The following is a 24,207-nucleotide window of genomic DNA, read 5'->3' as shown; positions in this document are numbered from 1 at the left end:
CTCAGGCCCTGGCGGCGATCGCGGCGGCGTCGATGCCCGCGGGCAGCGCGCCGAAGAGGTGCCCCGATGCGGCGCCGGCACCGAGACGCGACGCGGTGAAGCCGTCGGCGACCGCAGCGGGGCCGTGCTGCACGAGCAGTGCGCCCTGCAGGGCGAGGGCGAGCGCTCCGACGAGCTGCCGGGCGCGGAGGCCGGGCTCCGGGTCGGCCGCGACCTCGCGGGCGAGGGAGCGGGTGAGGTCGAGGTGGGCGTCGAGCCGCGGGTCGGCGCCGCGGGCGCGCGAGACCTCCGCGTCGAAGGCCTCGAACGACTCCGGATCGCGTCCCAGCGCGCGCAGCACGTCGAGGGCGATCACGTTGCCGGAGCCCTCCCACACCGCCATCACGGGCTGCTCGCGGTAGCGCATCGCGAGCGGGAAGTCCTCGGTGTACCCGTTGCCGCCGAGGCACTCCAGCGCCTCGGCCGCATGGCCGGGACCGCGTTTGCAGGCCCAGTACTTCATCACCGCGGTCCCCAGCCGCCGGAACGCGGTCTCCTCCCTGGTGGCGTCGTCGTCATAGGCGCGTGCCAGCCGGAGCGCGGCGGCGGTGACCCCCTCGGCCTCGAGCTGCAGGTCGGCGATCACCCCGGTCATCGCGGGCTGGTCGATGAGGGTGCGGCCGAAGGCCGCCCGGTGCCGCGCGTGCCAGGACGCCTCGGACACCGCCTGCCGCATTCCCGCGAGGGAGCCGAGGATGCAGTCGAGGCGGGTGTTCGTCACCATCTCGATGATCGTCCGCACGCCGCGGCCCTCCTCGCCGAGGAGAACGCCGAGCGCGCCGTCGTACTCCACCTCGCTCGACGCGTTCGCCGAGTTGCCGAGCTTGTCCTTCAGCCGCATGATGCGCATCTCGTTGCGGGCGCCGTCTTCGCGCAGCCGCGGCACGAGGAAGCAGGACAGGCCGCCGGGCGCCTGGGCGAGCACGAGGAACCCGTCCGACATCGGCGCGGAGCAGAACCACTTGTGCCCGGTGAGCGCGTACCTCCCGTCGCCGAGCGGCGCGGCGACCGTGGTGTTCGCCCGCACGTCCGATCCGCCCTGCTTCTCGGTCATGGCCATGCCGAACAGCGCGCTCGTCTTGCCCGGGACGAGGCGGCCCTCGTATCCGCGGGAGAGCAGGCGCGGCATCCACTCCGCGGCCACGGCGTCGTGCTGTGCGATCACGGGGGCGGCGGAGTGGGTCATCGACACGGGGCAGGCGTGTCCGGGCTCGATCTGCGCGTAGAGCATGAAGGTCGCGGCGCGCGCGACGTTCGCCCCGGGCCGCGGGTCGGCGATCGCGGAGGTGTGCGCGCCGTCGGCCACCGCCGCGGAGATCACCCGGTGGTAGGACGGGTCGTACTCCACCTCGTCGATCCGGTTGCCCCAGCGGTCGTGGGTGCGCAGCTCCGGTCCCCGGCGGTTCGCGCGGCGGGCGTCGTCCTGGAACTCCGCGGAGCCGACATGCCGGCCCGTCGCATGGAGTGCGTCGTGGGCCCAGCCGGCGTCGTGGAGCTCGACCCCTTCGACGAGGGCGGCGTTCGCGGCGTACTCGTCGAGCCCGACGCGGGCGGGCGACTGGTTGAAGACCTCGTGCGTGCTCATGGCTCCTCCTCGATCCGCTCCGCGCCGACGGCGCGGAGGCACAGCTGCGTGATGGCGCGGATGATGGCGTCGGCATCGGCCTCGTCGTACTCCGAGGCCAGCGGCGAGAGGGGGCCGGTCAGAGCCTCGCCGATCGCGCCGACGAGACCGGCGGCGGTGAGCCGGGCGTCCTGCCGGGGGAAACGGCCGTCCTGCATGCCCCGCTCGACGATCTCCGCGAGGATGTCGGCGTAGCCGCGCCGGTAGGTGAGCCGCTCCTCGTCGATCGCCCGCCCGACCGGCTCGACGAGCAGCGCCCACGCGAGGCGTCCGCCGCGCAGCGCCCGGTCGGCGAAGGTCTCGATCAGCGCGACCAGGCGGGCCGTGGCGTCCGCGGCGGGCACGGCGAGGACCGCCTGGTCGACGGCCGCGAGCTCGGCGCCCGCGCAGCGTCGGAACACCTCCGCGAGCACGTCGTCGATGCTGCCCGCATAGGTGTAGAGCAGACCCGCGCTCATCCCCGCGCGCGCGGTGACCGCCTTCACGCTGGCCGCGCCGAACCCCGCGTCGCGCACGATCCCGGTCGCCGCATCGATCAGCTCCTGCCGTCGTCCGGTGGCACCGGCGGCATCCGTCCCGCCCATCGGGCCTCCTGTCATCGGCGACGGGTGCGAAACCCGTTGAATCGTGATTCAATATCGGCATTGAATCACGATTCAACGATCGGGGCAACGACCGCTCCGATCGCCGCACGACGACGTGAGGACGACATGAACCTGACCTGGATGCTGGAGCGCGCCGCCCGTTCGTTCCCCGAGAAGCCCGCGATCGTGTCCGAGCTGGGCACGCTGGACTACCGCGGACTGCTGGCCGCATCGCGCCGCGCCGCCGCCGTGCTCCGGGACGCCGGCGTCGGGCCGGGAGACCGCGTCGGGGTGATGGCGTACAACACCCCGGCGTTCGTGGTCGCGGCGTTCGGCATCTGGCGGGCGGGGGCGGCGCTCGTGCCGATCAACCACAAGCTCACCGCCCATGAGACCGCCTACGTCGCCCGGCACTCCGGGCTGCGCGTCGTCGTCGCCGACGTCGATCTCGCCGACCGGGTGCGCGAGGGGGCGCCGGAGGCCCGCGTGCTCACGACCGCCGACGACGGATCGGGCGGGTTCGACACCCTGGTCGCCGCGGCGGAGGAATGGGATGGCGTCGACGTGGACGGCGATGCCGTCGCGGAGGTGCTCTACACCTCGGGGACGACGAGCAGCCCGAAGGGGTGCCTCCACACGCACGCCGGACTGGCGAACGTGCCCGCCTACACGACCGCCGCCGTCGGGCTGCGCCGTGAGGACCGCTTCCTCATCGCGATGCCGATCTGGCATGCGTCGCCGCTGAACAACTGGTTCCTGTCGATGATGTACCTCGGGGGCACCGTCGTGCTGCTCAAGGAGTACCACCCGGTGCGCTTCCTGCAGACCGTGCAGGAGCACCGCGTCACCGCGTTCTTCGGCGCGCCGATCGCGTATCTCGCTCCGCTGAAGGTGCTCCCGACCGCGGGGGCGTCCCTCGCGGACTTCGACCTCTCCTCCATGCGCCTGTGGGCGTACGGCGGCGCGCCGATGGGGGCCGACACGGTGCGCGCCCTGCAGAGCGCCTACGGGAGCGACGCGTTCTATCAGGTCTACGGCATGAGCGAGATGGGTCCGGTCGGCTCGGCCCTCTACCCCGCCGAGCAGATCGCCAAGGCGGGTTCGATCGGAGCGGGCGGGATGCCCGGCGTCGACATCCGCGTGGTCGGCGCCGACGGGGCGGACGTCTCGGCCGACGCCGTCGGGGAGCTGTGGATGCGGTCGGCGACGAGGATGGCCGGATACCTCGACGACGAGGGGGCGACCGCGGCGGCGTTCGAGGGCGACTGGTATCGCACCGGCGACCTCGCCCGCGTCGACGCCGACGGCTACCTCTTCATCGTCGACCGTCTGAAGGACGTCGTCATCACCGGCGGGGAGAACGTGTACTCACCGGAGGTGGAGGAGGCGCTGCGGCAGCATCCGGCGGTGACGGACGCCGCGGTCGTCGGACGTCCCCACGATGAATGGGGTGAGACCGTGGTCGCCGTCGTGGAGACCACGGGGGACCTCTCCCTCGACGACGTGCGCTCGTTCCTCGCCGACCGTCTGGCCAAGTACAAGATCCCGCGGGAGCTGTCGGTGGTCGAGAGCCTGCCGCGCAACCCATCGGGGAAGGTCACCAAGCACGTGCTCCGCGCCCAGCTGGGCGCATAGCCTCCGCGGCTAGGCTGACGGTGTGCGCATCCGCCTCGACATCGCCTACGACGGCACCCACTTCCGCGGCTGGGCCAGGCAGCCCGGTCTGCGCACCGTGCAGGGCGTGCTCGAGGACGCGATCGCGCGGATCGTCGGCGGCGAGGCGCAGCTGGTCGTCGCGGGCCGCACCGACGCGGGTGTGCACGCCGCCGGGCAGGTGGCCCACGTCGACCTCGACGAGTCGCAGTGGGCGCGGGTGCAGTCCCGGCACGGGAAGGCGGCGTCCGATCCGGCCGGTTCGCTCGCCAGGCGGCTGCGCGGAGTCCTGGGCGCCTACCCGGACGCCACGGTGCAGCGCACGACGGTCGCGCCGGAGGGGTTCGATGCGCGCTTCTCCGCCGTGTGGCGCCGGTACCGCTACCGGCTCGCCGACGCGGCCGGGGGATACGATCCGATGCGCCGTCACGACACGACCATGCTCAAGGCATCGCTCGACGAGGCCGCGATGGACGCTGCGGCGCGGACGCTGATCGGGTTGCACGACTTCGCCGCCTACTGCAAGCCCCGCCCCGAGGCGACGACGATCCGGACACTGCTCGACTACCGCTGGCACCGCGACGCCGACGGGGTGCTGATCGCCGAGGTGAAGGCCGACGCCTTCTGCCACAGCATGGTGCGTGCCCTCGTCGGTGCCTGCGCGGCGGTGGGAGAGGGGCGCCTCGGTGTCGAGGACGTGGCGCGGCTGCGCGACGAGCTCACCCGCACCAGCGCCTTCAAGGTGCTCGCGGCGCGCGGTCTGACGCTGACCGAGGTCGGCTATCCCGCGGACGATCTGCTGGCGGCCCGCGCCGAGCAGACCAGGGCGCGGCGGGTCGGCACCGCGGAGGAGGACGGATGATCCGCGTCATCTCCTACAACCTGCGCAAGCATCGTGCCGCGGGGGAGCTGCGGGAGCTCGCCGCGGAGCATTCCCCGGACATCCTCTGCCTGCAGGAGGCCGACGCCGAGGATCTGCCCGAGCGCATCGGCGGTCTCCAGCTCGCGCACGTCACCTCGGGCAACCGGCTCGGGCTCGCGCTCTACTACCGCACCGACATGTACCGCGCCGGCGAGGTGCGCACCATCAGCCTGAAGAAGTCGTTGCACGACCGGATGCTGCGGCCGGCGCACGAGCGGGTGGTGGCCGTGCGGCTGCACGACATCGACGACGGCTACGAGATGATCGCCGCCTCCTTCCACGCGGCTCCGCTGACCGCGCTGAACTCGTTGCGGCGGAAGCAGATCCGCGCCGCGCTCGGCGAGCTCGAGCTGATGGGGCGGGGGCTGCCGGTGCTGATGGTCGGCGACTACAACTATCCGGTGTTCAAGGAGAACCTGGGGCAGACCGTTCGCGAGCAGGGATATGCGCTCACGCTCAGCGACGACCGCACCTACACCCGTTATCGCGTCTTCCGCGGGCACTACGACTTCGCCACCTCGGTCGGCTTCCGGGTCGAGGGCGTGCACGCGCTGCCGCAGGGGGTCAGCGACCACCGCCCGATCCTCGTCACCGCCACCCGCGCGACGGCGTCGCGCTCGCGCTGATCCCCCGCCCCGGGTCAGGGCGCGCAGATCTTCAGCCCGCCGCTCCGGACGAGCACCTCGCCGGGGCAGTCGAGCCCGGTGAGCACCGGCGTCCTCTTCATCGTCGGCGCGTCGAACAGGCCGACGTGCGCGCCGGAGAGGAAGACGAAGACCACGGCGGAGCCCCAGGGCCGTGCGGCGAGCCAGTCGGCGTCGTGCTCGGCGACCCAAGAGGCGAGAGGGGCGGCCGCGGCGCGCTGCGAGGCGAGGCCCTCGCCGCGGATGGGCTCGATCCCGTGCTGTGCATGGATCGCTCCGCCGTAGAGGAGCGGGGCGGCGACGGCGGCCGCGGTGAGGGCCGCGAGGGGACGGCGCGCGCCGCCCCGCCGCCAGAGCGACTGCGCGGCGCGCACCCCGACGGCGGCGAGCACCGGTGCGAAAGCGAAGACGCCGACGGCGGGATGCCGCACCCACACCGGCAGGTGGGAGGCCTGCGCCCACCATCCGACGAACGCCAGGAGGCCGACTGCGGCACCCCATGCGATGGCGTGCAGCTCGGCCCGTTCGCGGGCGGGAGCGGCGCCCTCCGGACTCCGCGAGGACACCGCGACGACGACGCCGCCGATCAGCACGACGGCGACCGCGAGGACGATCGTCCACCCGGGGGAGAACCACGCCTGAGAGAGGGCGGTGAGCTTCTCCGTCGGCGTCGTCGGGACGAAATGCTGGCCGCCGCTGAGCAGGAACGCCTTGAGGTTGCGCAGATGGTCGAGGTATCCCGGGAAGCCGAGGGAGAGCAGCGCGGCGAACTCGAAGAGCACCGTCGGCGCGGCGGCGAGGGCGAGCGGGAGGAGGCATCGCCGGAGCGCTCCGAGCCAGCGGGCTCTGCCCCGGCCCGGCCCGAGCACGAGCAGGGCGACCGCGAACGCGGGAAGCGCGAGCAGGGCGATGAGCTTCGCCTGCAGTGCGAGACCGAGGAGGAGGCCGGCGAGCCAGGCCCGGCGCGGCAGCACCAGCAGGGCCCAGACCAGCAGGGAGGCGGCCGGGATCTCACCCAGGACGTCCGCCGGGCCGAGGATCGGTGAGACCCCTGCGGCGGTGTTGAAGGCCAGCGGCAGCGCGGCGGCCGCGAGCCCGGCCCAGCGCCCTCCGATCTGACGCCCGAGCAGCCAGAGACCGGCGAGCAGCAGCACCCAGAACACGGCGGGCACGAGCCGGCCGGCGAGCACCGGATCGAGGCCGAGTGCCGTGAGCAGGGCGATCGGCAGCAGCACCACGGGTCCGGTCGAGATCCGCGGATCGAACGGCGTGATCGTCGAGCCGGAGAGGGCGCCGTCGCTCGCGTAGCCGAGACCGGCGAGGAGGTTGCGCGGCACGGTCAGGTTGAACGCCTCGTCCTCCCAGAGCCGCAGCACGGTGAGGCTCTGCCACACCACGACGGCGTTCGCCACGGCGAGGGCGGCGAGCAGCAGCCAGAAGAGAGGTGTGCCGAGGCGGCGCAGCATCAGGGCACTCGACTCGACGGCATCCGGACCGCCCGCAGAGGGGCGCCAGGGCGCAGGGACTGGCTCCATGCCTCGGCGAGGGCCGCGAGCGCGAACCTCCGGAGGCGCTGGGGCGGCAGCGCGATGCGGGCGCCCTGGCCCCACATGGTTCCGGTCGCCGACTCCCCGCGTCGCGGAATGCTGCGGACGCGGACGTAACGCACCCGCATCCCCGCACGCACCTCGGCGAGGGAGAAGTGGACGTGAGGCACCATGGCGTCCGTGGGGACCGCGCCGACCAGTGCCTGCGCGGCGGCGGGCCGGTAGACGCGCAGGGGCGTGTTCACATCGGGCACTCCCCGTCCGACGGCCACGGCGACCAGCAGACGCACCGAGCCCGTCAGCGCGCGGCGGTACCATGGGTCTGTCCGCTCCCGCCGGACTCCATGGACGACGTCCGCGTCGGTCGAGAGCTGCGCGCGCACGACCGCGGCGACGTCGGGGCCGAGGAACTGTCCGTCGCCGTCGACGTGCACGATCAGCGCGGGCTCGAGTGCCAGGCCGGCGCGGTAGGCGGCGAGGGCGGTGGGGCCGTGGCCGCGGTTCTGCGGCTGCGTCTCGACGCGCACGTCGTCGAGGCCGGAGAGTGCATCGGCCGTGCCGTCGGTCGACCGATCGTCGGCCACGACGAAGACGACCTCTGCGGCGTGCGGGGACAGGGAGTCGCGGAGCTCGTCGATGAAGCCGCGGATGCCCTCGGCCTCGTTGTAGGCGGGCATCACGACGACGATGCGACTGAGTGTCACTCGATCCCCCAGCCGGGTCGGACGGACGGTGTGCGGAGCCGCACCCGAGTAGTCTAGTCAGGCTATGGAGATGCGTCAGCGACTGCGGAGGCTTGCCGGCGTGGGCAGCCGTTTCCTCGTCGTCGGCGCGATCAGCACGGTCATCGAGGTCGGCGTCTTCAATCTGTTGCACTTCGGGTGGGGATGGGGCCTGGTGTCGGCCAAGGTGGCCGCGTCACTGGTGGCCCTCGTCAACGCCTATGTCGGCAACCGCGAGTGGGCGTTCAAGCATCGGGACCGTCGCGGGCGGACGTCCGAGATCGTGCTGTTCCTCATCACGAACGCGGTGTGCACGGCTCTCGGAGCCGTGATCGTGTGGGCCGGTGTGGGCGTCGCGGAGTGGATGCTGGGGCGTGCGCCCGGCGGCTTCGCGGTGAACCTGGTGAACCTGATCAGCATCGCGATCGTCGTGCTCTTCCGGTTCGTGCTCTACCACAAGATCGTCTTCCGCCCTTCACGCTCCGCCCGCTGAGCGAGGATGCAAAGCATCCGAGACGAGACGCCCGCCCCGGAGCTTCAGTCCGAGAAGCCGCGCGGGTTCTGCTCCTGCCAGCGCCAACCGTCCCGTGCCATGTCCGCGATGTCGCGCGTGGCCTTCCAGCCCAGCTCCGCCTCGGCGCGGCCCGTGTCGGCCCAGCTCTGAGGCAGGTCTCCCGCGCGACGGGGGCCGACGGAGTAGGGGATCGGCCGGCCGCTGGCCTCCTCGAACGCGGCGATCATCTGCAGCACCGAGGTCGGGGTCCCGGTGCCCAGGTTCCAGGCCCGGGCGCCCTCTGTCGTCGCGAGCTTCTCGAGCGCGGCGACGTGTCCCTCGGCGAGGTCGACGACGTGGATGTAGTCGCGCTCGCCGGTTCCGTCGGCGGTGGGATAGTCGTCCCCGAACACGCTCAGGCGGGGGAGGCGGCCCACGGCCACCTGGAGGATGTACGGTGCGAGGTTGTTCGGGATCCCGCTGGGATCCTCGCCGATGAGGCCGCTCTCGTGCGCACCGATCGGGTTGAAGTAGCGCAGCAGCGCGATGTGCCAGCCGGACTCCGCGCCGGCGATGTCGCGGAGGATCCGCTCGAGCATCACCTTGGTCATGCCGTAGGGGTTGGTGGCGTCGAGTCGTCCTCCATCCTCGGTGTAGGGCGGCTGCTGCACGTCGCCGTAGACCGTCGCCGAGGATGAGAAGACGAGCGTGCTCACGTCGTGGCGCTTCATCGCCCTGAGCAGCGAGAAGGTGCTGCCGAGGTTGTGCGCGTAGTAGCGGAGCGGATCGGCCGCGCTCTCGCCGACCGCCTTGAGGCCCGCGAAGTGGATGACGGCGTCGGGCTTCGCCGCGGCGAACGCCGCATCGAACGCGGCCTCGTCGAGCAGGTCCACTTCGGCGAGCTCGGGACGGATGCCGGTGATCGCCTCGATGCGGTCGAGCACCTTCGGGGAGCTGTTGTCGAAGTCGTCCGCGATCGTGACGCGGTGTCCGCGCTCGAGGAGGGAGACGACCGTGTGCGAACCGATGAACCCGGCGCCGCCGGTGACGAGAACATGCATGCCTTGATCCTAGGGGCGTGCCGCGCGGAGGCTCCCAGGAGGCGTCCAGCCGACGGGAGGTGAGATCGCGGGTGAATGATCCGGCATTTCCCGCGCCACGGATCCGCCGCCTGTCAGGATCGCGCTTCGGGGCCTGCCATCGCAGTGCCCGTGATCGCAGTCTCCCTGGGGGTAGGTACTGACATGTCTTGGATGAGAGAACGGAAGCGGTGGCCGTCGCGAGTCGCGCTCGCTGCTGTCGCGCTGATCGGCGCAGTGGCGGGCGGACTCGGTGTCGCGGCACCGGCTGCGCAGGCGGCCGACCCGGCGGGCTGCTCCTTCGGAGTCGGAGGGCCGCACGCGGGTTCGATCTGCTGGCTCGACTTCGCGTCGTTCGATCAGACGCAGGCGGGATCGCCCGCCGGACAGCATGTCCGTATCCCGCTGCCGGGCGGATACCGGGTGGACTTCGACCTGTCCTACGAGGTGATCAGCGGCTCCGGGCCTGCGGCCGGCGCCTTCGCGGCGTCTGTGCCGACCTGGTCGGGTTCCGTGTTCGGGCGCACCGTCTACGCCGGCGTCCGTGGCGAGCCCGCGCTCGCCTCCGGCAACGCGAGCACCACCCGCTACACGCTCAAGAACGTCGCTCTCGCCGATCCCGCGGGGGCGCGGATCGACTCGGGATACGCGCTGCTCACGATGGATGCGGAGGCGATGGCCCCGAACGAGGGCATCACCTGGCGCTCTGACGCCGCCTTCGGCATGCTCGGCGACCTCGCGGAGGGCGCGAGGGGCTGCGGCATCCCGGTCGGCATCGGCACGACGGAGGTCGTTTGCAACGGTGAGAAGCCCGGTGCGCCGATCCTCCAGGCGTCCGACGCCACCTGGATCTCGGCAGATCTGACGGGTGGCGGGTCGCAGAACGTGGCCTTCGGCATCGAGTTCGCGAAGATCGAGCTCCGGAAGTCCTTCGACGGCCGCGTCGATCCGGCCGACTCCGTCGATCTCTCCATCGCGTCGCCGGCCGGGACGGTCATCGGCGCTGCGTCGACGGGTGACGCGGCGACCGCGACGACGGGATCGCAGCCGGTTCTTCCGGTCGGGGCGTTCACGCTGCGGGAGACGCCGACGGCCGGCACGCCGACGACCGCATCGAACTACGCCACGTCCTGGACGTGCGTCAACCGCACCGACGGCAGTGCCGTGATGCTCCGGGGCAGCGGTGCCACCCGCTCGATCACCCCGAAGGCCGGGGACGACATCGTGTGCACCGTGACGAACACGGCGAAGGCGCGGTCCCTCGCGATCGTGAAGTCGCTCAGCGCGCGGATCGATGCGAACCACGACGGCCTGATCAGCACGGGCGATCGCCTGACCTACGCCTTCGCCGTCGAGAACACCGGTGAGCTGACGCTGCACGATCTCCGCCTGTCCGACCCCAAGGTCGGCGCGGTGACCTGCGAGAAGTCCGTCCTGGAGCCCGGGGAGTCGACGACGTGCACGTCCGGGGAGTACACCGTGACGGCCGACGACCTCGCGGCCGGTCTGGTGCGGAACACGGCGACCGGTTCGGCGCTCCCTCCCGGGAGCAGCGACGACGACGCCCGCGTCACCGCCACCTCCAACACCGTGGAGACTCCGCTGACCGCGCCGGCTCCCGGCCTGACGCTGAAGAAGTCGGCGTCGGCCTCCGGGTCGCCGGACCGGCACGCCGGTGACGTGGTCGAGTACCGCTTCGTCGTCGAGAACACGGGCAACGTCCCGGTGTCCGAGGTGCGCATCGTCGAGGGGATGTTCTCCGGCACCGGCGAGCTCTCGGCCGTCGACTGCCCGTCCACGGCGCTCGCGCCGGCCGCGACGGTGATCTGCTCCGCCGAGTACCGTCTGACACAGGAGGACGTCGACCGCGGTGAGGTGTCGAACACCGCGACCGCCACGTCGACGGACCCCGACGGCGACGCCGTCGACTCGAATCCGTCGTCGGCGGAGGTCGTGATCGACGCCGCTCCGGCGATCGACCTCGTCAAGAGGGTCGCGAGCAAGGCTCCGCAGCGGGCCGGCGACGTGATCCGGTACGAGTTCGAGGTCACCAACAGTGGCAATCTCACGCTGTCCGATCCGTCGATCGTCGAGGGTGCCTTCTCCGGCGTCGGTGCGCTCGGTGAGGTCGACTGCCCGGCGGGCACGCTGCGGCCCGGCGCTTCGGCCGTCTGCACCGCGGACTACGTCGTGACCCAGGCCGACGTCGACACCGGCCGCATCGAGAACACGGCGACGGCGACCGCCGATGCCGCCGACGGCTCCCGTCCTGAGTCGGACGAGTCGACGGCGGAGGTCGTGATCGCCGCCGCGCCCGCGATGACGATCGTGAAGACGGCCGACGTCCAGGAGGTGAGCGAGGAGGGGCAGGAGATCCGGTACACCTTCTCGATCACGAACACCGGCAACGTCACGCTGCACGAGGTCGAGCCCGTCGAGGTGCTCTTCGACGGCGAGGGCAGCCTCGGGTCGGTCCGCTGCGCCGACGCCGGCGACGGACTGGCGCCTGGTGCGGCCCGGGAGTGCACGGCGCCATACACGGTCGTGAAGGCGGACCTCACGGGGACGCCGCTGACGAACACGGCGACGGCTGCGGGCATCGACCCGGCCGGGGCCGAGGTGGTCCCGGAGCACGCCTCCACCGTGAAGGTCGACACGGTCGTTCCGAGGAAGGGCGGGCTCGCCAGCACCGGGTCGGAGCCGATGATCGGCGCTGCCGCCGGAGCCCTGCTCCTGGTCGGGGTCGGAGCCGGACTGCTCCTCCGCCGCCGACGCGCCCAGAGCTGATCGGCCTGGACTGAGGGTCCGAGGGATCTCCGGATCCCTCGGACCCTTCGTGCAGTGTCGTCGGCCCGGTGCGATGCCGTCGACCCTGGGCGTTGCGTGCGCCGGAAAGACGCCGGATGGGCAGGAAGGCACAGGGTCGGCAGGGGTTCTTGTCGAACGCCGTCACTGGCCCTTTCCGGAGTAGAAGGCCTCGGTGGCGTCCTTCGACGGCGCCCACCACTCCTCGTGGCCGCGGTACCAGTCGATGGTCGCGGCGAGGCCCTTCTCGAAGTCGCCGTACAGCGGCATCCAGCCGAGCTCGGTGCGCAGGCGCGTGGAGTCGATGGCGTAGCGGAGGTCGTGGCCGGCGCGGTCGACGACCTGGTCGTAGGCGTCGACAGGCTCGCCCATGAGCGAGAGGATCAGCTCGACGACGTCCTTGTTGCTGCGCTCGCCGTCCGCGCCGATGAGATAGGTCCGCCCGATCTCGCCGTTCTCCAGGATCGTGAGCACTGCGGAGGAGTGGTCGTCGGCATGGATCCAGTCGCGCACGTTCCGGCCTGCGCCGTAGAGCCTCGGCCGGATGCCCCGGATCACGTTGGTGATCTGACGGGGGATGAACTTCTCGACGTGCTGGTAGGGCCCGTAGTTGTTCGAGCAGTGGGAGATCGTCGCCCGCACGCCGAAGGAGCGCACCCAGGCGCGCACCAGCAGGTCGCTCCCCGCCTTCGTCGCGGAGTAGGGCGAGGAGGGGTTGTACGGTGCGGTCTCGGTGAACCGCTCGGGGTCGTCGAGCTCCAGGTCGCCGTAGACCTCGTCGGTGGAGATGTGGTGGAACCGGGTCCCATGCCGGCGCGCCGCCTCGAGCAGCGTGTAGGTGCCGATGATGTTGGTGTCGAGGAACGGGCGCGGGTCGTGCAGCGAGTTGTCGGCGTGCGACTCGGCGGCGTAGTGCACGATCGCGTCCGCGTCGCCGGTGAGGCGGCCGACGACCTCGGCGTCGGCGATGTCGCCCTGGACGAACCGCACCCGGCCGGTGGGCAGGCCCGCGAGCGACGCGGTGTTGCCTGCGTAGGTGAGTTTGTCGAGCACGGTGACATCGTGGTCGGTGTGCTCCACGACGTGGCGGACGAAGTTCGAGCCGGTGAAGCCGGCTCCTCCGGTGACGAGCAGCCTCATCGATGATCTCGCTTTCGAGCCGGGGCGGATCCGCGCGGCTCAGCAGCCGGGTGTGTCCACCTTCACCGGCGTCTGGCGGACCATCGGCGTGTGGCGGATCTCCAGCGGGCCGTAGGGGCCGCTCTTGCCCGAATACGTGACCACGACGACGGCTTGCGCGGACGGCGGCGTCACGACGTTCACCTTCACTGCATTGCGCCCGAGATGCGGCAGGGAGGTGACCGATGCCGGCTTGCCGTTCACCGTCACGCTCTTCACCGTGGCATCCACGGGGCCGTAGAGCACGAGATCGGTCGAGACGGTCCCCTTTGCGAAGAAGCGTCCGGGCGAGATGTACCGGGCGAGCCCATCGACCTGCTCGGGTTTGAGGGTGTTGGCCAGCGTCGTGCTGATCGTGAACTCCGCCGCGTCCTTCGCGCTGCACTGGGTGGACGACGCGGCGACGGCGAGCTGCATGTAGTAGTCGAGCTTGCCCTCGGTGATGTCGTTGACATAGGCCCCCATCACGGTCGCGTCGGCGTTGGTCGTGGGGAGGCTGCCGCTCACAGGGGTTCCGGCGATCACCTTGAGCTCTTCGGGGTCGTTCGGCGAGTACATCAGCCGTCCCTCATTCGCCGCGCGTGCGAGCTCGTCCAGCAGGGCCTTGGGCTGCGGGTGTCCGTCGAGGAGCGCCTGGAACACCGCCGCCGCGGCGCCTGCGAAGAAAGCGTCCTGATCCTTCGCATGCGGGAAGATCGAATAGACCTCGTTGAGCAGGAGGGGCACGGCGTTGTCCGAGGTGAGGGTATGCCCGGTCGGGAGCTTCACCGGTCCGGTCGCCTTCAGCAGATAGCTGAGCGCGACGGGATCGAACGACGCGACCCCGTCGATCTTGACGTTCGACTGCTGGGCCCAGAAGGCCTGCACCAGCTTCGAGGTGTAGGCGAAGTCCGGCGTGAGGGTGGTGTCCATCACGTAGCGCCCGATCTTGTCGCCGTACAGCGCCTTGGTCTGCGGGTCGAGGTCGATGATCGGCTTCGGGAGATCGTTCTTGAAGTCGCTGGAGCCGACCTGCCCCGCAAGGGTGATCTTCCCTTCCGTGGCGTTCAGGAGGGCGATTGCGGCGGGATTGCCACCGGTTCCACGCGACTCCGCATTGTTCTGGAAGATCAGGAGGTAGTTCCGCGGTCCCTGCGCGCCGAGCGCCTCCGGCAGGAGCGTGAGGGCATTGTGTACCGGCTCCAGGATGGGCTCGACCTTGCCGAGGGCCGTGTCTATCTGATCCACGCCGCTCTTCACCGGCCCGAGCAACGCGTCGCGATCGATCCCGGAGAGATTCTTCTGCACCGTCGCGACGCTGGCACTCGCCTTCTCGACGACAGCGGCGAGCTTCGCCAGCTGCGGGAGATCGATTGCACCGCCCCGAGGGACGATCGCGTCGAGGCTGACGTCGGTGAGCGGAGTCACGACCTCACGCACCAGCCGGTCGGCCGAATCGGCGGCGACTCGTACGCCGGCCAGGTTGGGGCCGACGACGGGTACCCAGCCGAGGTTGTGCCACAGCGCTCCGTCGGTGCGGGCGCGGGCCGAGGAGGTGAGAGCGGCGATCTTCGCCGTCGTCTCCTTCGCCGATTCGGTGTCCCCTTCGAGCATGCTCTTCTGCACCTGTGACACGAGGGGCATCGCCTTCTCGAGATCGTCTTTCGCGGCGAACGCATCATCGGCGAGTGCCTTGCCGATGATGGCGACGCCGATCGCGAGCACGACGAGCACCAGCAAGATGGAGGTCGGCACCCAGAACCGTGCGCTCTTCATGAGCGGTCGGCGCGGCTTCCTGGGGCCTTCCTCATCTCGAGCATGAGAGAGGAGCGAGTCGAGGTCGGAGAGACCATCATCGGGGCCGGACGACGATGATCCGGCGCTCGACGCGCGCACATCGTCGAGCCAGCCGAGCGCCACCGCATCCGATGAACGAGGGGCGTTCTCGGACGCGGGAACCTGTGCTGCAGCTGCGGCCTCCTCGGCCGCAGCGCGCGCCTCGCGGGCCTCTCGACGACTGGTCACACCAGCGATTCTATGGTCCGGTGCTGTTCGAGCGCTGTCACGACGGCATCACGCGACGAGCTCGGCTCGGCGGAGCTCGCGGAGTGTCGCCGCAGAGACCGGACCGGAGTCGAGTCCGGCGAGGTAAGGATAGGCGGCACCGATGCCGGCGACGGTCGGGAGGATCCTGTCGTTCTCCCGGCGGATGAAACGCATCGCGGAGAGCCTCGTCCACACCCTTCGATCGCGCAGCCCGCCGAGGTGCCGATGGCGGACCGGGGCTTCGGTTCGCGCCTCCTCCGACACCGACGAAGCGAGAACGTGCAGCATACGGGCAGCGCTGCGGGGGAGGGTCACGGCGAAGACCTCGCCGCGTCGGAGCTCGTGCTCGACGTCCGCATCGAGATCGGAGCGGGCGGAAGCCGTGTCGTCGGGGGAGATCGTTAGGAGGGGCACAAAAGAGAGACGAGGGGAGAGGGAGATCATTACGCCGGCATCGCGGATTTCTCGAGAAAACCCTGCAGACGCCGCGGTGGCGATCAGCGTTTCACGACGGAAAGCAGCTCGGTGGCAAGCGGGTCCTTCACGATCCAGAGAGTCGCCACATAGCTGGCTGCGCAGATGGCGCTGACCCCGAAGAGCGTCGCAACGGCCGGCGCCCCCAGTGCTGTGAAGCCCCACATCGTCGCCAACCCGACGATCACCATGGGCACCGCCAGGACGAGCGGCTTGAGGTGATCCACCAGGCCGTCACGGATCGGGATGCCGGCCAGCGCACGCAGCAGCACGAGGTTCACGATGATCGTGACGACCCCCATCAACAGCGCCGCGTAGGAGGTTCCGTACACTCCCCAGATCACCGTCGCGGCGATCACGATCAAGACGTGAAAAGTCGACTTGATCACATTGACGATCACTCCGACGCCCATACGGTTGAGCGCCATCAGAATCGCCCCCATGGGGTTGCCCATCGCGCGAGTGATCCCCACGCCGGCCAGCACTTGCACCAGACCGGCGATCCACAACCAGGATTCGCCGAAGAAGACCTGGACGAACGGTCCCGCGACGATGGCGAGCGTGAGCAGAACCGGTGCGTTGACCATCGTCACGGTGCCGATGACATTGCGAATGGCGCGAGCCTGGCGCTGCTGGTCGCCCCTCATCTGCGAGATCGCGGGGAACATGACCCTCGTGACCACGCCATTCAGTCTGGCCGGCGTCGTGACCGCGTAGGTGAACGCCAGGTTGTAGCCGCCGAGGGCGGTGGGAGACACCAGTCGCCCGACCGCGAAGCTGCCGACATTCGCTGCGAAGAAGCCGATGATCGTGTCGACGCTGCTCAGGATGCCGAACGACAGGAAGCGCCTCGTCTCATCGAACCTGAAGTGAAGACTCGGAAAGAACATCTTCCGCGCGGCGATCAGGAACAGCAACGCCTTCACGCTCACCGAGCTCGCGTAGGCGATCGCCACCGCGATCGGCCCGACGCCGACGGCGATCAGCGCGACCGTGACGACGAGGATGATCAGAGAGCTGATCATCTCGATCACCGACACGACCTTGAACCTCATGTGCCGCTCGAGCATGCCCCGCGCGACCTGCCCGTGTGGAGAGATCAGAAAGCTGAGCCCGATCACCTGCACGAGCGAACCGAGCTCCGGCATGCGGAAGAACCACTCGAAGAGCGGAGCCGAGAGGAACAGCACGACGGCGATCAGAGCGCCCGCGAAGACGTTCATCCAGTACAACGAGGAGAGCTCGCGCCGCGACGCATCCTGCCGCTGGATGATGGAGTTGGCGATGCCCATGCTCGCGATCGTGTCGGCGAGGGCCAGCACGACCAGGCTGGCGGCGACGACACCGACCTGCGCCGGATGCAGTGTTCGGGCGACGGAGGACATCTGCAGCAGCTGGACCACCGCCGCTACGAGAACGGATGCCCCCACCCACACCGACCCGGAGAATGTGGTGCGTTTGAGGCTTGTCACGAGTCGGGCAGCTCCCGACTCACGGTGCCGGCGCTCTCGCGCGGAGACCTGAGGCCGTCAGTCTGCTTGCCCAACACGTGCCGTAGCAGCGCGCCCGGCCGGTGCCCACCCAGAATTCGGTCGATCGCGACAGCCGGCTTCCTCGCGACGGGAAGGTCGGCTGCATCGTCGGGAACCCGGTACGGATCACCGGAGCCGATGACGGCGGCGACCACGCGACGGCGAATCTCCCACTCGTGATATTCGCCGAAGGAGCGGTAATACGGACGTTTGCTGAACCACTTCAGATACATCAAGGACTGCAGACGGTTCAGCGACTTCGCGGCTCCCTGCCGATCCCCGGTGTCGCGCTGCCCGATCGAAGACTCGACCTCCACCTCGTCAGGGATCACGGGCCAGGGCCAGGCGGTAGCGAACTGCACTCTTCCCGCGACGCTGATCGGCCAATCGGCGGGGTTCCGCAGGGGCAACCCGGTGTCGAGGATGTGCTGCGCCGCCGCTCTGTTGATGAAGTACGCGGTCGCGGTCATCGGCGGACGCAGGAGTTCGTGAATCCGAGAGCTCCCCGTTGTGACGCCGCTGTCAGGGTACGCGGTCACCTGACGACCGTACAGCGCGAAGATCGCGGGTGAACCATAGGGCTCGAGTACCTCGAAGCGTGCGAAGAGCATGGCAAGCTCATCCGGGCGCACGATCCGGGCGTCGTCTTCGAACACCAGTGCCCATTCGGCATCCGAGCTGAGCAGGCGCTGATAGGCGACTCGGTGGGCGAGTGCGCAACCGATCTCCCCGGTGGTCAGCGGGCGACCGAACAGAGCGGCCGCCGCCGGCTCATGCGTGTACTCCGTGACCTTCTTGCCGTTGAAGGAGCCCTCCACGCCGGGGGACCGCTCGTGGGTCACCCCGATCGCCGCGAGCTGCTCTCCCAGAGGTGCGCCTCGGTAGTTGCGTTCAAGGCCGATAATCAGTGTCAAGACCGGCAATGTCATCCCTCCTGTGTCGCTTCTCGCGGCTTCCGCACCAGCATGGCGATCGCGAATAGCGAGACCCAGGAGACCCAGGCGACACCGTCGAACTCACTCGGTCGGATCTGAACCTCGGCGATACCGAGCGCGAGCGTTGTCATGAGCGCCGTGGCCGGCACCAGATTCCCCTCCCGGGCGATGAGCAACGACGTGTGCAGTGCCGGGAACCAGAAGAGGGCCAATGCCACGAGCCCGACGACTCCGCCGATCACCATGAAGGTGATCCACATGTTGTGACCGTGCCAGTGCGCAACGCCCAGAATGTTCGAGACGGCGCCGCCGTGCATATACGCGCTCGGGCCGTAGCCCCAGATGGGCTTGTCGGGAATCAGCGAGAGCGATGCGTGCCAGATGTCGCCTCGCCCGGTGAATGCGCCGCTGCCCGCGGTGACCGGCACCACGACCGAAACCGTGAGGATCAAGATCACGGCGACATACCCCAGGAAGACCCGGGATCTCCGCCGGGTGATTCGAAGCACGATACCGACGGCGAGCCCGATCGCCGCGGCGATGATCGCGGTTCGGCTCGACGCCATCAGCAGTGTGAGCGCGACCGCCGCGAACCCGGCGACCCGTACCCACCTTCGCTTGAACATGAAGACGAACGGAAGCGTGATGGCCATCGACATGCCGAGCGGATTCATCTGCGGGAAGAACCCGGCGAGCGTCGCGTCGGTGAGAAGGCCCTTGGTCATCTCCCCTTCATCGCTCCACGCCTTGTCTGTCGTGGCGGCCATGATCAGCGACACCACGGCGATGGCGAAGCCGATTCGCCCGAGCACCACGAGGTCTCCAACCTCGAGCCCGATTGACCATACCGTGAGCGCGATGAGCGCGATGAGCGTCAGAAAGGTGAGGGTCGAGGTGATGTTCTGCGTTGCGGTGGCAGAGGCGACGTACAGCAGCAGCACCCCGAGGAGCGCGGGCACGAATCCTCTCATCGCCCGGCCCTTGAGGGACCGGAGGTTGGTCAGGAGGATCAGGATGGCGACAGCGTAGAGGACTATCGGAAAGTTCTCGCGAATCGTGGAACCCAGCGGCGTCAGCGCCACGGAAGCTGTCGTGTCGATCAGCCCGGTGGCACGCCCCGTCTGGAACAGCGAGACCGCCCAGCCGAGCGTCGTGGTGCACAACAGCGCCAGTGCGAGCACCGCGAACTGCAGGCGACGTCGTTTTCGCTGCTTGATCTGCAATTCGGACTCGCTGCCGGCCACAGCTGCGGACGATTTCTCCATACGCCCGGGGCGATGCTTCTCTAGCACCATCTTCTACTCCCAAGATCTCGCGGAGAGGGTTCGTTCGAACACCCCGTCTGCGACCTCGGCGATGCTCTCCCAGGTGAGCTGCTCCGCGCGCGTCCATCCGCGCTGACGCAGTTCATCGATCGTACTCGAACCCAGCCGGTCCTCGATCGCATCCGCGAAAGCGGCGACGGTCTCTCCCGGCCCGGCGTCGACGACCACACCGCCGCCCTGGACCACGCCCGGCAGGCCGCCTTTCCGCGGCACGAACGGCACGCAGCCCTTGGCCATGGCCTCCAGCGCCACCATGCCGAACGGCTCTTCCCACTCACAGGGGTAGACGAAGAAGTCGTTCTCGGCGAACAGCTGGAACACCTCGGAATGGGGTTTCGGGCCCAGCACACGTGCGACCTCGGTTCCGGCATCGGCGTTCAGCTTGTGGGCGGCCTTCAGCACCTGGGAGAGATACGGGCTGGGCGCATTGTCCGAGCCGGCGCCGGTGCCGCCGACCAGGTCGATGCGTGCGTCCACCCCTCGGCGCCGAAGCTCTGCGCAGACGGCGACGGCCTCGAGCGGGCCCTTCTCGGGAATGATGCGACCGGCGTAGATCAGCTTCACCGATCCATCGCGGTCGCCCCGCTCCTGCCGCGTGATCTGGCGTCGCGACACCCCGTTCGGTATGACGACGAGGCCGGAGGCCTCGGGGTACTCCCCTTGGGCTCTGTCCATCATGAACTCGCTGCAGAACGCGACACCGTCGTTGCTCTCGAAGACCTCGCCCGCCGCGCTCTTCGAGACGTACCCGGTGAGGTCGTTGTGCATGTGCAGCATGATGACGCCCCGGTACCCGAAACCTCGCAGCATCCGTGCGTAGTGCGGTCGGTTGTGAACGTGCACCAGACGGGCGTCCTTGATCTTGCGGAAGGCCGAGTAGACCCAGATCTTCTCCGGCAGAATCCGGTAGTACGCCGCAGCGAACGACTTTCGCGCGGCAAACGCAAGCGCCCGAGAGAGTCCCCTCATCGCCACGTCGAACGCCCGGTACACGGGGTGGGAGGTCACCTGCTGCGCGCCGGCGAAGCTGACGCTGGAGTACGGGCACGCGACGACCGTCGTGTAGCGAGAAAGCGCGTAGGTCTCGCGTACCCACGTCGCGATCGCGCCTCCTTCGCCGTCGAAACGTTCCTGAGCGGGAAGCAGCGCGGCCACGTCGACGTGCTGCGCGGGCGGTGTCGCCTTCATCGTCCCTGCCCCCGCAAGGTCAGCATGACCAGACCAGGGGCAACACAGGCAGACATGTGACGCTCTTCGGAAGATGGATCGGCGGAACTGATCGCTGCTCGGTCTGGGCTTGCCGTCATCGGGGCCGTCGTCTTCGCAACTGGATCAACTCTACCGCGAGAAGGCCGACACACGCGCCGGCGGTGTTGGCGACGATGTCCATCACGCTCGGCGTACGGCCGGGGAGCAGAAGCGCCTGGACCGACTCGATCGCAAGGGAGGCGAGAAAGGAGATCGGCAGAACAAGGTATCTCCTGCGGGAGAGCAGCAGCGCGAGAAGGACGCCGAAGGGGAGGAACAAGGCGATGTTGGCCCCGAACTCCATCCGGTCGTACGTGATGAAGGGTATGGCCTTGGTGACCCTGGCGAGGAGAGGGGAGATGCCTTTGTCCACATGCTCCGGCCAGAAGGCCACAAGGCCGAGAAGCACGACATACGTGGCGAGACAGACGACGGCCCGACGGCGGATCCGTGGAGATGCCGGTTCTGATGGGGCTGCCGGGGGAACGGGGACGCTCTCTGCGGGCGGAAGAGGAGCCACGCGAGGAGGGGGTGCCGCGGGGAAGAGGGAAGGCTGTCGCAGAGCACCGCGTGCCGCGAGCGAAGCGGAGGACGGCGGTGTATCCATGACAGGCTCCCCCCTTCCGCGATCCGTCCACAAGTCTGTCCGACGGCGCCTGAATGCAAGCCGACAGGACGACCGATCAGAGCGACAGGTTCTCCTTCACGACCGCGGCGAGGCGTTCCGCGCAGGACTGCGCGGTCTCGCGGTCGGCGGCTTCGACCATGACACGGACGAGGGACTCGGTGCCCGAGGCGCGCAGCAGCACGCGGCCGGTGTCTCCGAGCATCTCCTCGCACGCGAGGACCGCCGCGGCGACGGCCGCATCGGCGACTCGCGTCTTGTCGACGTCCGTCACGTTGATGAGCACCTGCGGGTACACGGTCATCACCGAGGCGAGCTCGGCGAGCGTCTTCCGTGTCCGCGCCATCTCCGCGACCAGGTGCAGGCCGGTGAGGACGCCGTCGCCGGTCGTGGCGAAGTCGCTCATGATGACGTGTCCGGACTGCTCTCCGCCGAGCGAGTATCCACCGGAGTTCATGTCCTCGAGCACGTAGCGGTCGCCCACGGCGGTCTGCCGCACGGCGATCCCGTGCTCACGCATCGCGACGTGCAGACCGAGGTTGCTCATCACCGTCGCGACGAGGGTGTCGTCGGCGAGACGGCCGCGCTCCTTCATCGAGACCGCGAGGATCGCCATGATCTGGTCGCCGTCGATGACGTTCCCCTCGGCGTCGACGGCGAGGCAGCGGTCTGCATCCCCGTCGTGTGCGATGCCCACGTCGGCGCCGACCCGGACGACCTCGGCCGACAGCTTCTCGAGGTGCGTCGAGCCCACGCCGTCGTTGATGTTGATGCCGTCGGGATCGGCGCCGATCACGGTCACCTTCGCTCCGGCGTTGCGGAACGCCTCGGGGGAGGCCCCGGAGGCCGCGCCGTGGGCGCAGTCGAGCACGACGTGCAGCCCGTTGAGGCGGTTCGGGAGCGACGCGAGCAGATGCATCACGTAGCGGTCCTCGGCATCCGCGAAACGGCGGACGCGCCCGACGTCGGCGCCGGTCGGCTGCAGCTTGGGGCCGGTCATCGCCTGCTCGATCCGCTGCTCGACCTCATCGGGCAGCTTGACGCCGCCGCGCGCGAAGATCTTGATGCCGTTGTCCGGCGCCGGGTTGTGCGACGCGGAGATCATCACCCCGAAGTCGGCGTCGATGTCGGAGATCAGGAACGCAGCGGCCGGTGTCGGCAGCGTGCCGGCGTCGAGCACATCGACCCCCGACGAGGCGAGGCCCGCCTCGACGGCGGCGCTGAGGAAGTGACCCGAGATCCGGGGGTCGCGGGCGACTACGGCGGTGAGTCGCTTGCCGGCGGCCTTGCGAGCCTCGGCAATACGGCCCTGGCCCAGGACGACGGCAGTCGCCTGGGCCAGGGTGAGCGCGAGTTCGGCGGTGAGGGGGCCGTTGGCCAGACCCCTCACGCCATCGGTACCGAACAGTGCCATGGAAGGAACTGTGTGCGGATCAGCGCTTCGAGTACTGAGGCGCCTTGCGGGCCTTCTTGAGTCCGGCCTTCTTGCGCTCCTTCACACGGGCGTCGCGCGAGAGGAAGCCGGCCTTCTTCAGGGTCGGGCGGTTGTTCTCGGCGTCGATCGCGTTGAGCGCACGGGCGATGCCGAGGCGCAGCGCGCCGGCCTGGCCCGAGTCGCCGCCACCCGAGATGCGGGCGATGACGTCGTAGGCGCCGGCGAGGTTGAGCGCCGTGAACGGGTCGTTGATCAGCTGCTGGTGCAGCTTGTTCGGGAAGTAGTCCTCGAGGGTACGGCCGTTCACCGTGAAGGTGCCGGTGCCGGGGACGAGGCGCACGCGGGCGATGGCCTGCTTGCGGCGGCCCACAGCGGCGCCCGGCACGTTCAGCACGCGCGGGGCAGCCGTCTCGACGACCTCGGACTCCGGGGTCGAGGTGGTGTAGTTCTGCGGGAAGTCGGTGGTGGTGTCCTGGTTGTCAGCCACGAGTATGTCCTTAGTGTGAAGCGGCGCTTACTGGGCGACCTGGTCGAGGGTGTAGGGCGTGGGCTGCTGAGCGGCGTGCGGGTGCTCGGCACCGGCGTACACCTTGAGCTTGCTCAGCTGCTGGGCACCCAGGCGGTTCTTCGGGAGCATGCCGCGCACGGCCTTCTCCACCGCGCGGACGGGGTTCTTCTCGAGGAGCTCGGAGTAGGTGGTCGCCTTGAGGCCGCCCGGGTAGCCCGAGTGGCGGTAGGCGATCTTCTTCTGGAGCTTCTGGCCGGTGAGCGCCACCTTCTCGGCGTTCACGATGATCACGAAGTCGCCGGTGTCGACGTGGTTCGCGAAGGTCGGCTTGTGCTTGCCGCGCAGGATGGCGGCGGCGTGCGAGGCCAGGCGGCCCAGAACGACATCGGTTGCGTCGATGACGATCCAGTCGCGCTGGACCTCACCGGTCTTCGGGGTGTAAGTGCGCGTCACGATAGTGCTGCTTTCTTGATTCGAACGGAGGAGTTCGTGAATCCCGCTCCGGGGTGGTTCTTCGCCGAGGGCTCGGAACACGCCAGTGGAGGGCTCACGTTCGTCGTGCCGGCCGCCCGGACAAGCCTGGGGCAGGCACCAAAGCTCTACTTTACGGCATGAGCGCAGCCTGCGCCAGTTGGTCCGGAGGGCGCGGTCTCCGCGGAGGACCTTCGGGCCCGGATTTCTCACGCGTGTCGGTCCTCCCTCATTCACGGGGAGGCCCGGGAATAAGGGAAGAAGCGAAGATGAACGATCTATATGATGAGGTGTCGTGCTTGTGCGCCTCTGTAGCCAGTGGACATCGTGCTGCATCG

21 protein-coding genes are annotated in these 24,207 nt (G+C 69.4%); 5 read left to right on the top strand and 16 right to left on the bottom strand.

Translation table 11 applies throughout. The features are described 5' to 3' along the window. Position 1 precedes the first annotated feature (1 nt). Together ABWO84_RS09755 and ABWO84_RS09750 are read right to left on the bottom strand one after the other, a co-directional pair. Entirely contained in the window at positions 2-1,624 is a 1,623-nt protein-coding gene (locus tag ABWO84_RS09755) for an acyl-CoA dehydrogenase family protein (protein WP_353114339.1), read from the bottom strand. Further along, a complete protein-coding gene (locus tag ABWO84_RS09750) occupies positions 1,621-2,247 on the bottom strand; it encodes a TetR/AcrR family transcriptional regulator (RefSeq protein ID WP_353114338.1) in 627 nt (208 codons plus the stop codon). Before ABWO84_RS09750 ends, ABWO84_RS09755 begins: the two co-directional genes overlap by 4 nt. 126 nt (positions 2,248-2,373) lie before the next feature. On the opposite strand from ABWO84_RS09750, the gene ABWO84_RS09745 reads away from it, so the two are divergent. The 3 genes from ABWO84_RS09745 to ABWO84_RS09735 are packed head-to-tail and all read left to right on the top strand — an operon-like array spanning position 2,374 to position 5,448. Further along, positions 2,374-3,882: a class I adenylate-forming enzyme family protein gene (locus ABWO84_RS09745; RefSeq protein ID WP_353114337.1), complete on the top strand. Its 1,509-nt coding sequence runs from the start codon at positions 2,374-2,376 to the stop codon at positions 3,880-3,882. Between the two features lie 22 nt (positions 3,883-3,904). Further along, a complete protein-coding gene (gene truA, locus ABWO84_RS09740) occupies positions 3,905-4,762 on the top strand; it encodes a tRNA pseudouridine(38-40) synthase TruA (RefSeq protein ID WP_353114336.1) in 858 nt (285 codons plus the stop codon). Then, the gene (locus tag ABWO84_RS09735; protein ID WP_353114369.1) at positions 4,762-5,448 is read left to right on the top strand and encodes an endonuclease/exonuclease/phosphatase family protein; all 687 of its coding nucleotides are present in this window, start codon (positions 4,762-4,764) and stop codon (positions 5,446-5,448) included. Before truA ends, ABWO84_RS09735 begins: the two co-directional genes overlap by 1 nt. Before the next feature lie 14 nt (positions 5,449-5,462). Here the strand turns inward: ABWO84_RS09735 and ABWO84_RS09730 are convergent, their stop codons facing one another. Further along, positions 5,463-6,932: a hypothetical protein gene (locus ABWO84_RS09730; protein ID WP_353114335.1), complete on the bottom strand. Its 1,470-nt coding sequence runs from the start codon at positions 6,930-6,932 to the stop codon at positions 5,463-5,465. Continuing rightward, entirely contained in the window at positions 6,932-7,717 is a 786-nt protein-coding gene (locus ABWO84_RS09725) for a glycosyltransferase family 2 protein (protein WP_353114334.1), read from the bottom strand. Before ABWO84_RS09725 ends, ABWO84_RS09730 begins: the two co-directional genes overlap by 1 nt. A 70-nt stretch (positions 7,718-7,787) precedes the next feature. Here ABWO84_RS09725 and ABWO84_RS09720 point away from each other — a divergent pair, with 70 nt between their 5' ends. Then, a complete protein-coding gene (locus ABWO84_RS09720; RefSeq protein WP_353114333.1) occupies positions 7,788-8,228 on the top strand; it encodes a GtrA family protein in 441 nt (146 codons plus the stop codon). Between the two features lie 44 nt (positions 8,229-8,272). On the opposite strand, the gene galE is transcribed toward ABWO84_RS09720, so the two are convergent. Further along, positions 8,273-9,289 carry a UDP-glucose 4-epimerase GalE gene (galE, locus tag ABWO84_RS09715; protein WP_353114332.1) on the bottom strand — a complete coding sequence of 339 codons (1,017 nt, stop codon included), beginning with the start codon at positions 9,287-9,289 and terminating at the stop codon, positions 8,273-8,275. A gap of 192 nt (positions 9,290-9,481) precedes the next feature. Between galE and ABWO84_RS09710 the strand changes: the two genes are divergently transcribed. Beyond that, a complete protein-coding gene (locus tag ABWO84_RS09710) occupies positions 9,482-12,094 on the top strand; it encodes a CLIPPER-2 domain-containing protein (RefSeq protein ID WP_353114331.1) in 2,613 nt (870 codons plus the stop codon). Positions 12,095-12,256: 162 nt separating this feature from the next. Here ABWO84_RS09710 and rfbB read toward each other — a convergent pair whose 3' ends face one another. The 11 genes from rfbB to rplM all read right to left on the bottom strand — a co-directional run bounded on the left by rfbB (position 12,257) and on the right by rplM (position 23,851). Further along, positions 12,257-13,252: a dTDP-glucose 4,6-dehydratase gene (rfbB, locus tag ABWO84_RS09705; protein ID WP_353114330.1), complete on the bottom strand. Its 996-nt coding sequence runs from the start codon at positions 13,250-13,252 to the stop codon at positions 12,257-12,259. Positions 13,253-13,291: 39 nt separating this feature from the next. Next, a complete protein-coding gene (locus tag ABWO84_RS09700; protein WP_353114329.1) occupies positions 13,292-15,295 on the bottom strand; it encodes a DUF4012 domain-containing protein in 2,004 nt (667 codons plus the stop codon). 48 nt (positions 15,296-15,343) lie between these two features. Beyond that, positions 15,344-15,730: a hypothetical protein gene (locus tag ABWO84_RS09695; protein WP_353114328.1), complete on the bottom strand. Its 387-nt coding sequence runs from the start codon at positions 15,728-15,730 to the stop codon at positions 15,344-15,346. Positions 15,731-15,813: 83 nt separating this feature from the next. Then, positions 15,814-17,262 carry an MOP flippase family protein gene (locus ABWO84_RS09690; RefSeq protein ID WP_353114327.1) on the bottom strand — a complete coding sequence of 483 codons (1,449 nt, stop codon included), beginning with the start codon at positions 17,260-17,262 and terminating at the stop codon, positions 15,814-15,816. Further along, positions 17,259-18,251 (bottom strand): glycosyltransferase family 25 protein, encoded by a 993-nt coding sequence (locus tag ABWO84_RS09685; protein ID WP_353114326.1) that lies wholly within the window; start codon positions 18,249-18,251, stop codon positions 17,259-17,261. The genes ABWO84_RS09690 and ABWO84_RS09685 overlap by 4 nt, the downstream gene beginning before the upstream one ends. After that, positions 18,248-19,552 (bottom strand): O-antigen ligase family protein, encoded by a 1,305-nt coding sequence (locus ABWO84_RS09680; RefSeq protein WP_353114325.1) that lies wholly within the window; start codon positions 19,550-19,552, stop codon positions 18,248-18,250. The genes ABWO84_RS09685 and ABWO84_RS09680 overlap by 4 nt, the downstream gene beginning before the upstream one ends. A gap of 3 nt (positions 19,553-19,555) precedes the next feature. Beyond that, a complete protein-coding gene (locus ABWO84_RS09675; RefSeq protein ID WP_353114324.1) occupies positions 19,556-20,770 on the bottom strand; it encodes a glycosyltransferase family 4 protein in 1,215 nt (404 codons plus the stop codon). A 115-nt stretch (positions 20,771-20,885) separates the two neighbouring features. Beyond that, on the bottom strand, positions 20,886-21,239 hold the full coding sequence (locus ABWO84_RS09670; RefSeq protein WP_353114323.1) for a VanZ family protein: 354 nt from the start codon (positions 21,237-21,239) through the stop codon (positions 20,886-20,888). Between the two features lie 274 nt (positions 21,240-21,513). Further along, entirely contained in the window at positions 21,514-22,869 is a 1,356-nt protein-coding gene (glmM, locus tag ABWO84_RS09665; RefSeq protein WP_353114322.1) for a phosphoglucosamine mutase, read from the bottom strand. A gap of 19 nt (positions 22,870-22,888) precedes the next feature. After that, a complete protein-coding gene (rpsI, locus tag ABWO84_RS09660) occupies positions 22,889-23,377 on the bottom strand; it encodes a 30S ribosomal protein S9 (protein WP_353114321.1) in 489 nt (162 codons plus the stop codon). A 27-nt stretch (positions 23,378-23,404) separates the two neighbouring features. After that, positions 23,405-23,851 (bottom strand): 50S ribosomal protein L13, encoded by a 447-nt coding sequence (gene rplM / locus ABWO84_RS09655; RefSeq protein WP_353114320.1) that lies wholly within the window; start codon positions 23,849-23,851, stop codon positions 23,405-23,407. Between the last annotated feature and the right edge of the window lie 356 nt (positions 23,852-24,207).

The sequence above is a fragment of the Microbacterium sp. genome, assembly GCF_040394595.1.
Taxonomy (GTDB): Bacteria; Actinomycetota; Actinomycetes; order Actinomycetales; family Microbacteriaceae; genus Microbacterium.
This window is presented reverse-complemented; position numbering and strand designations above follow the sequence as displayed.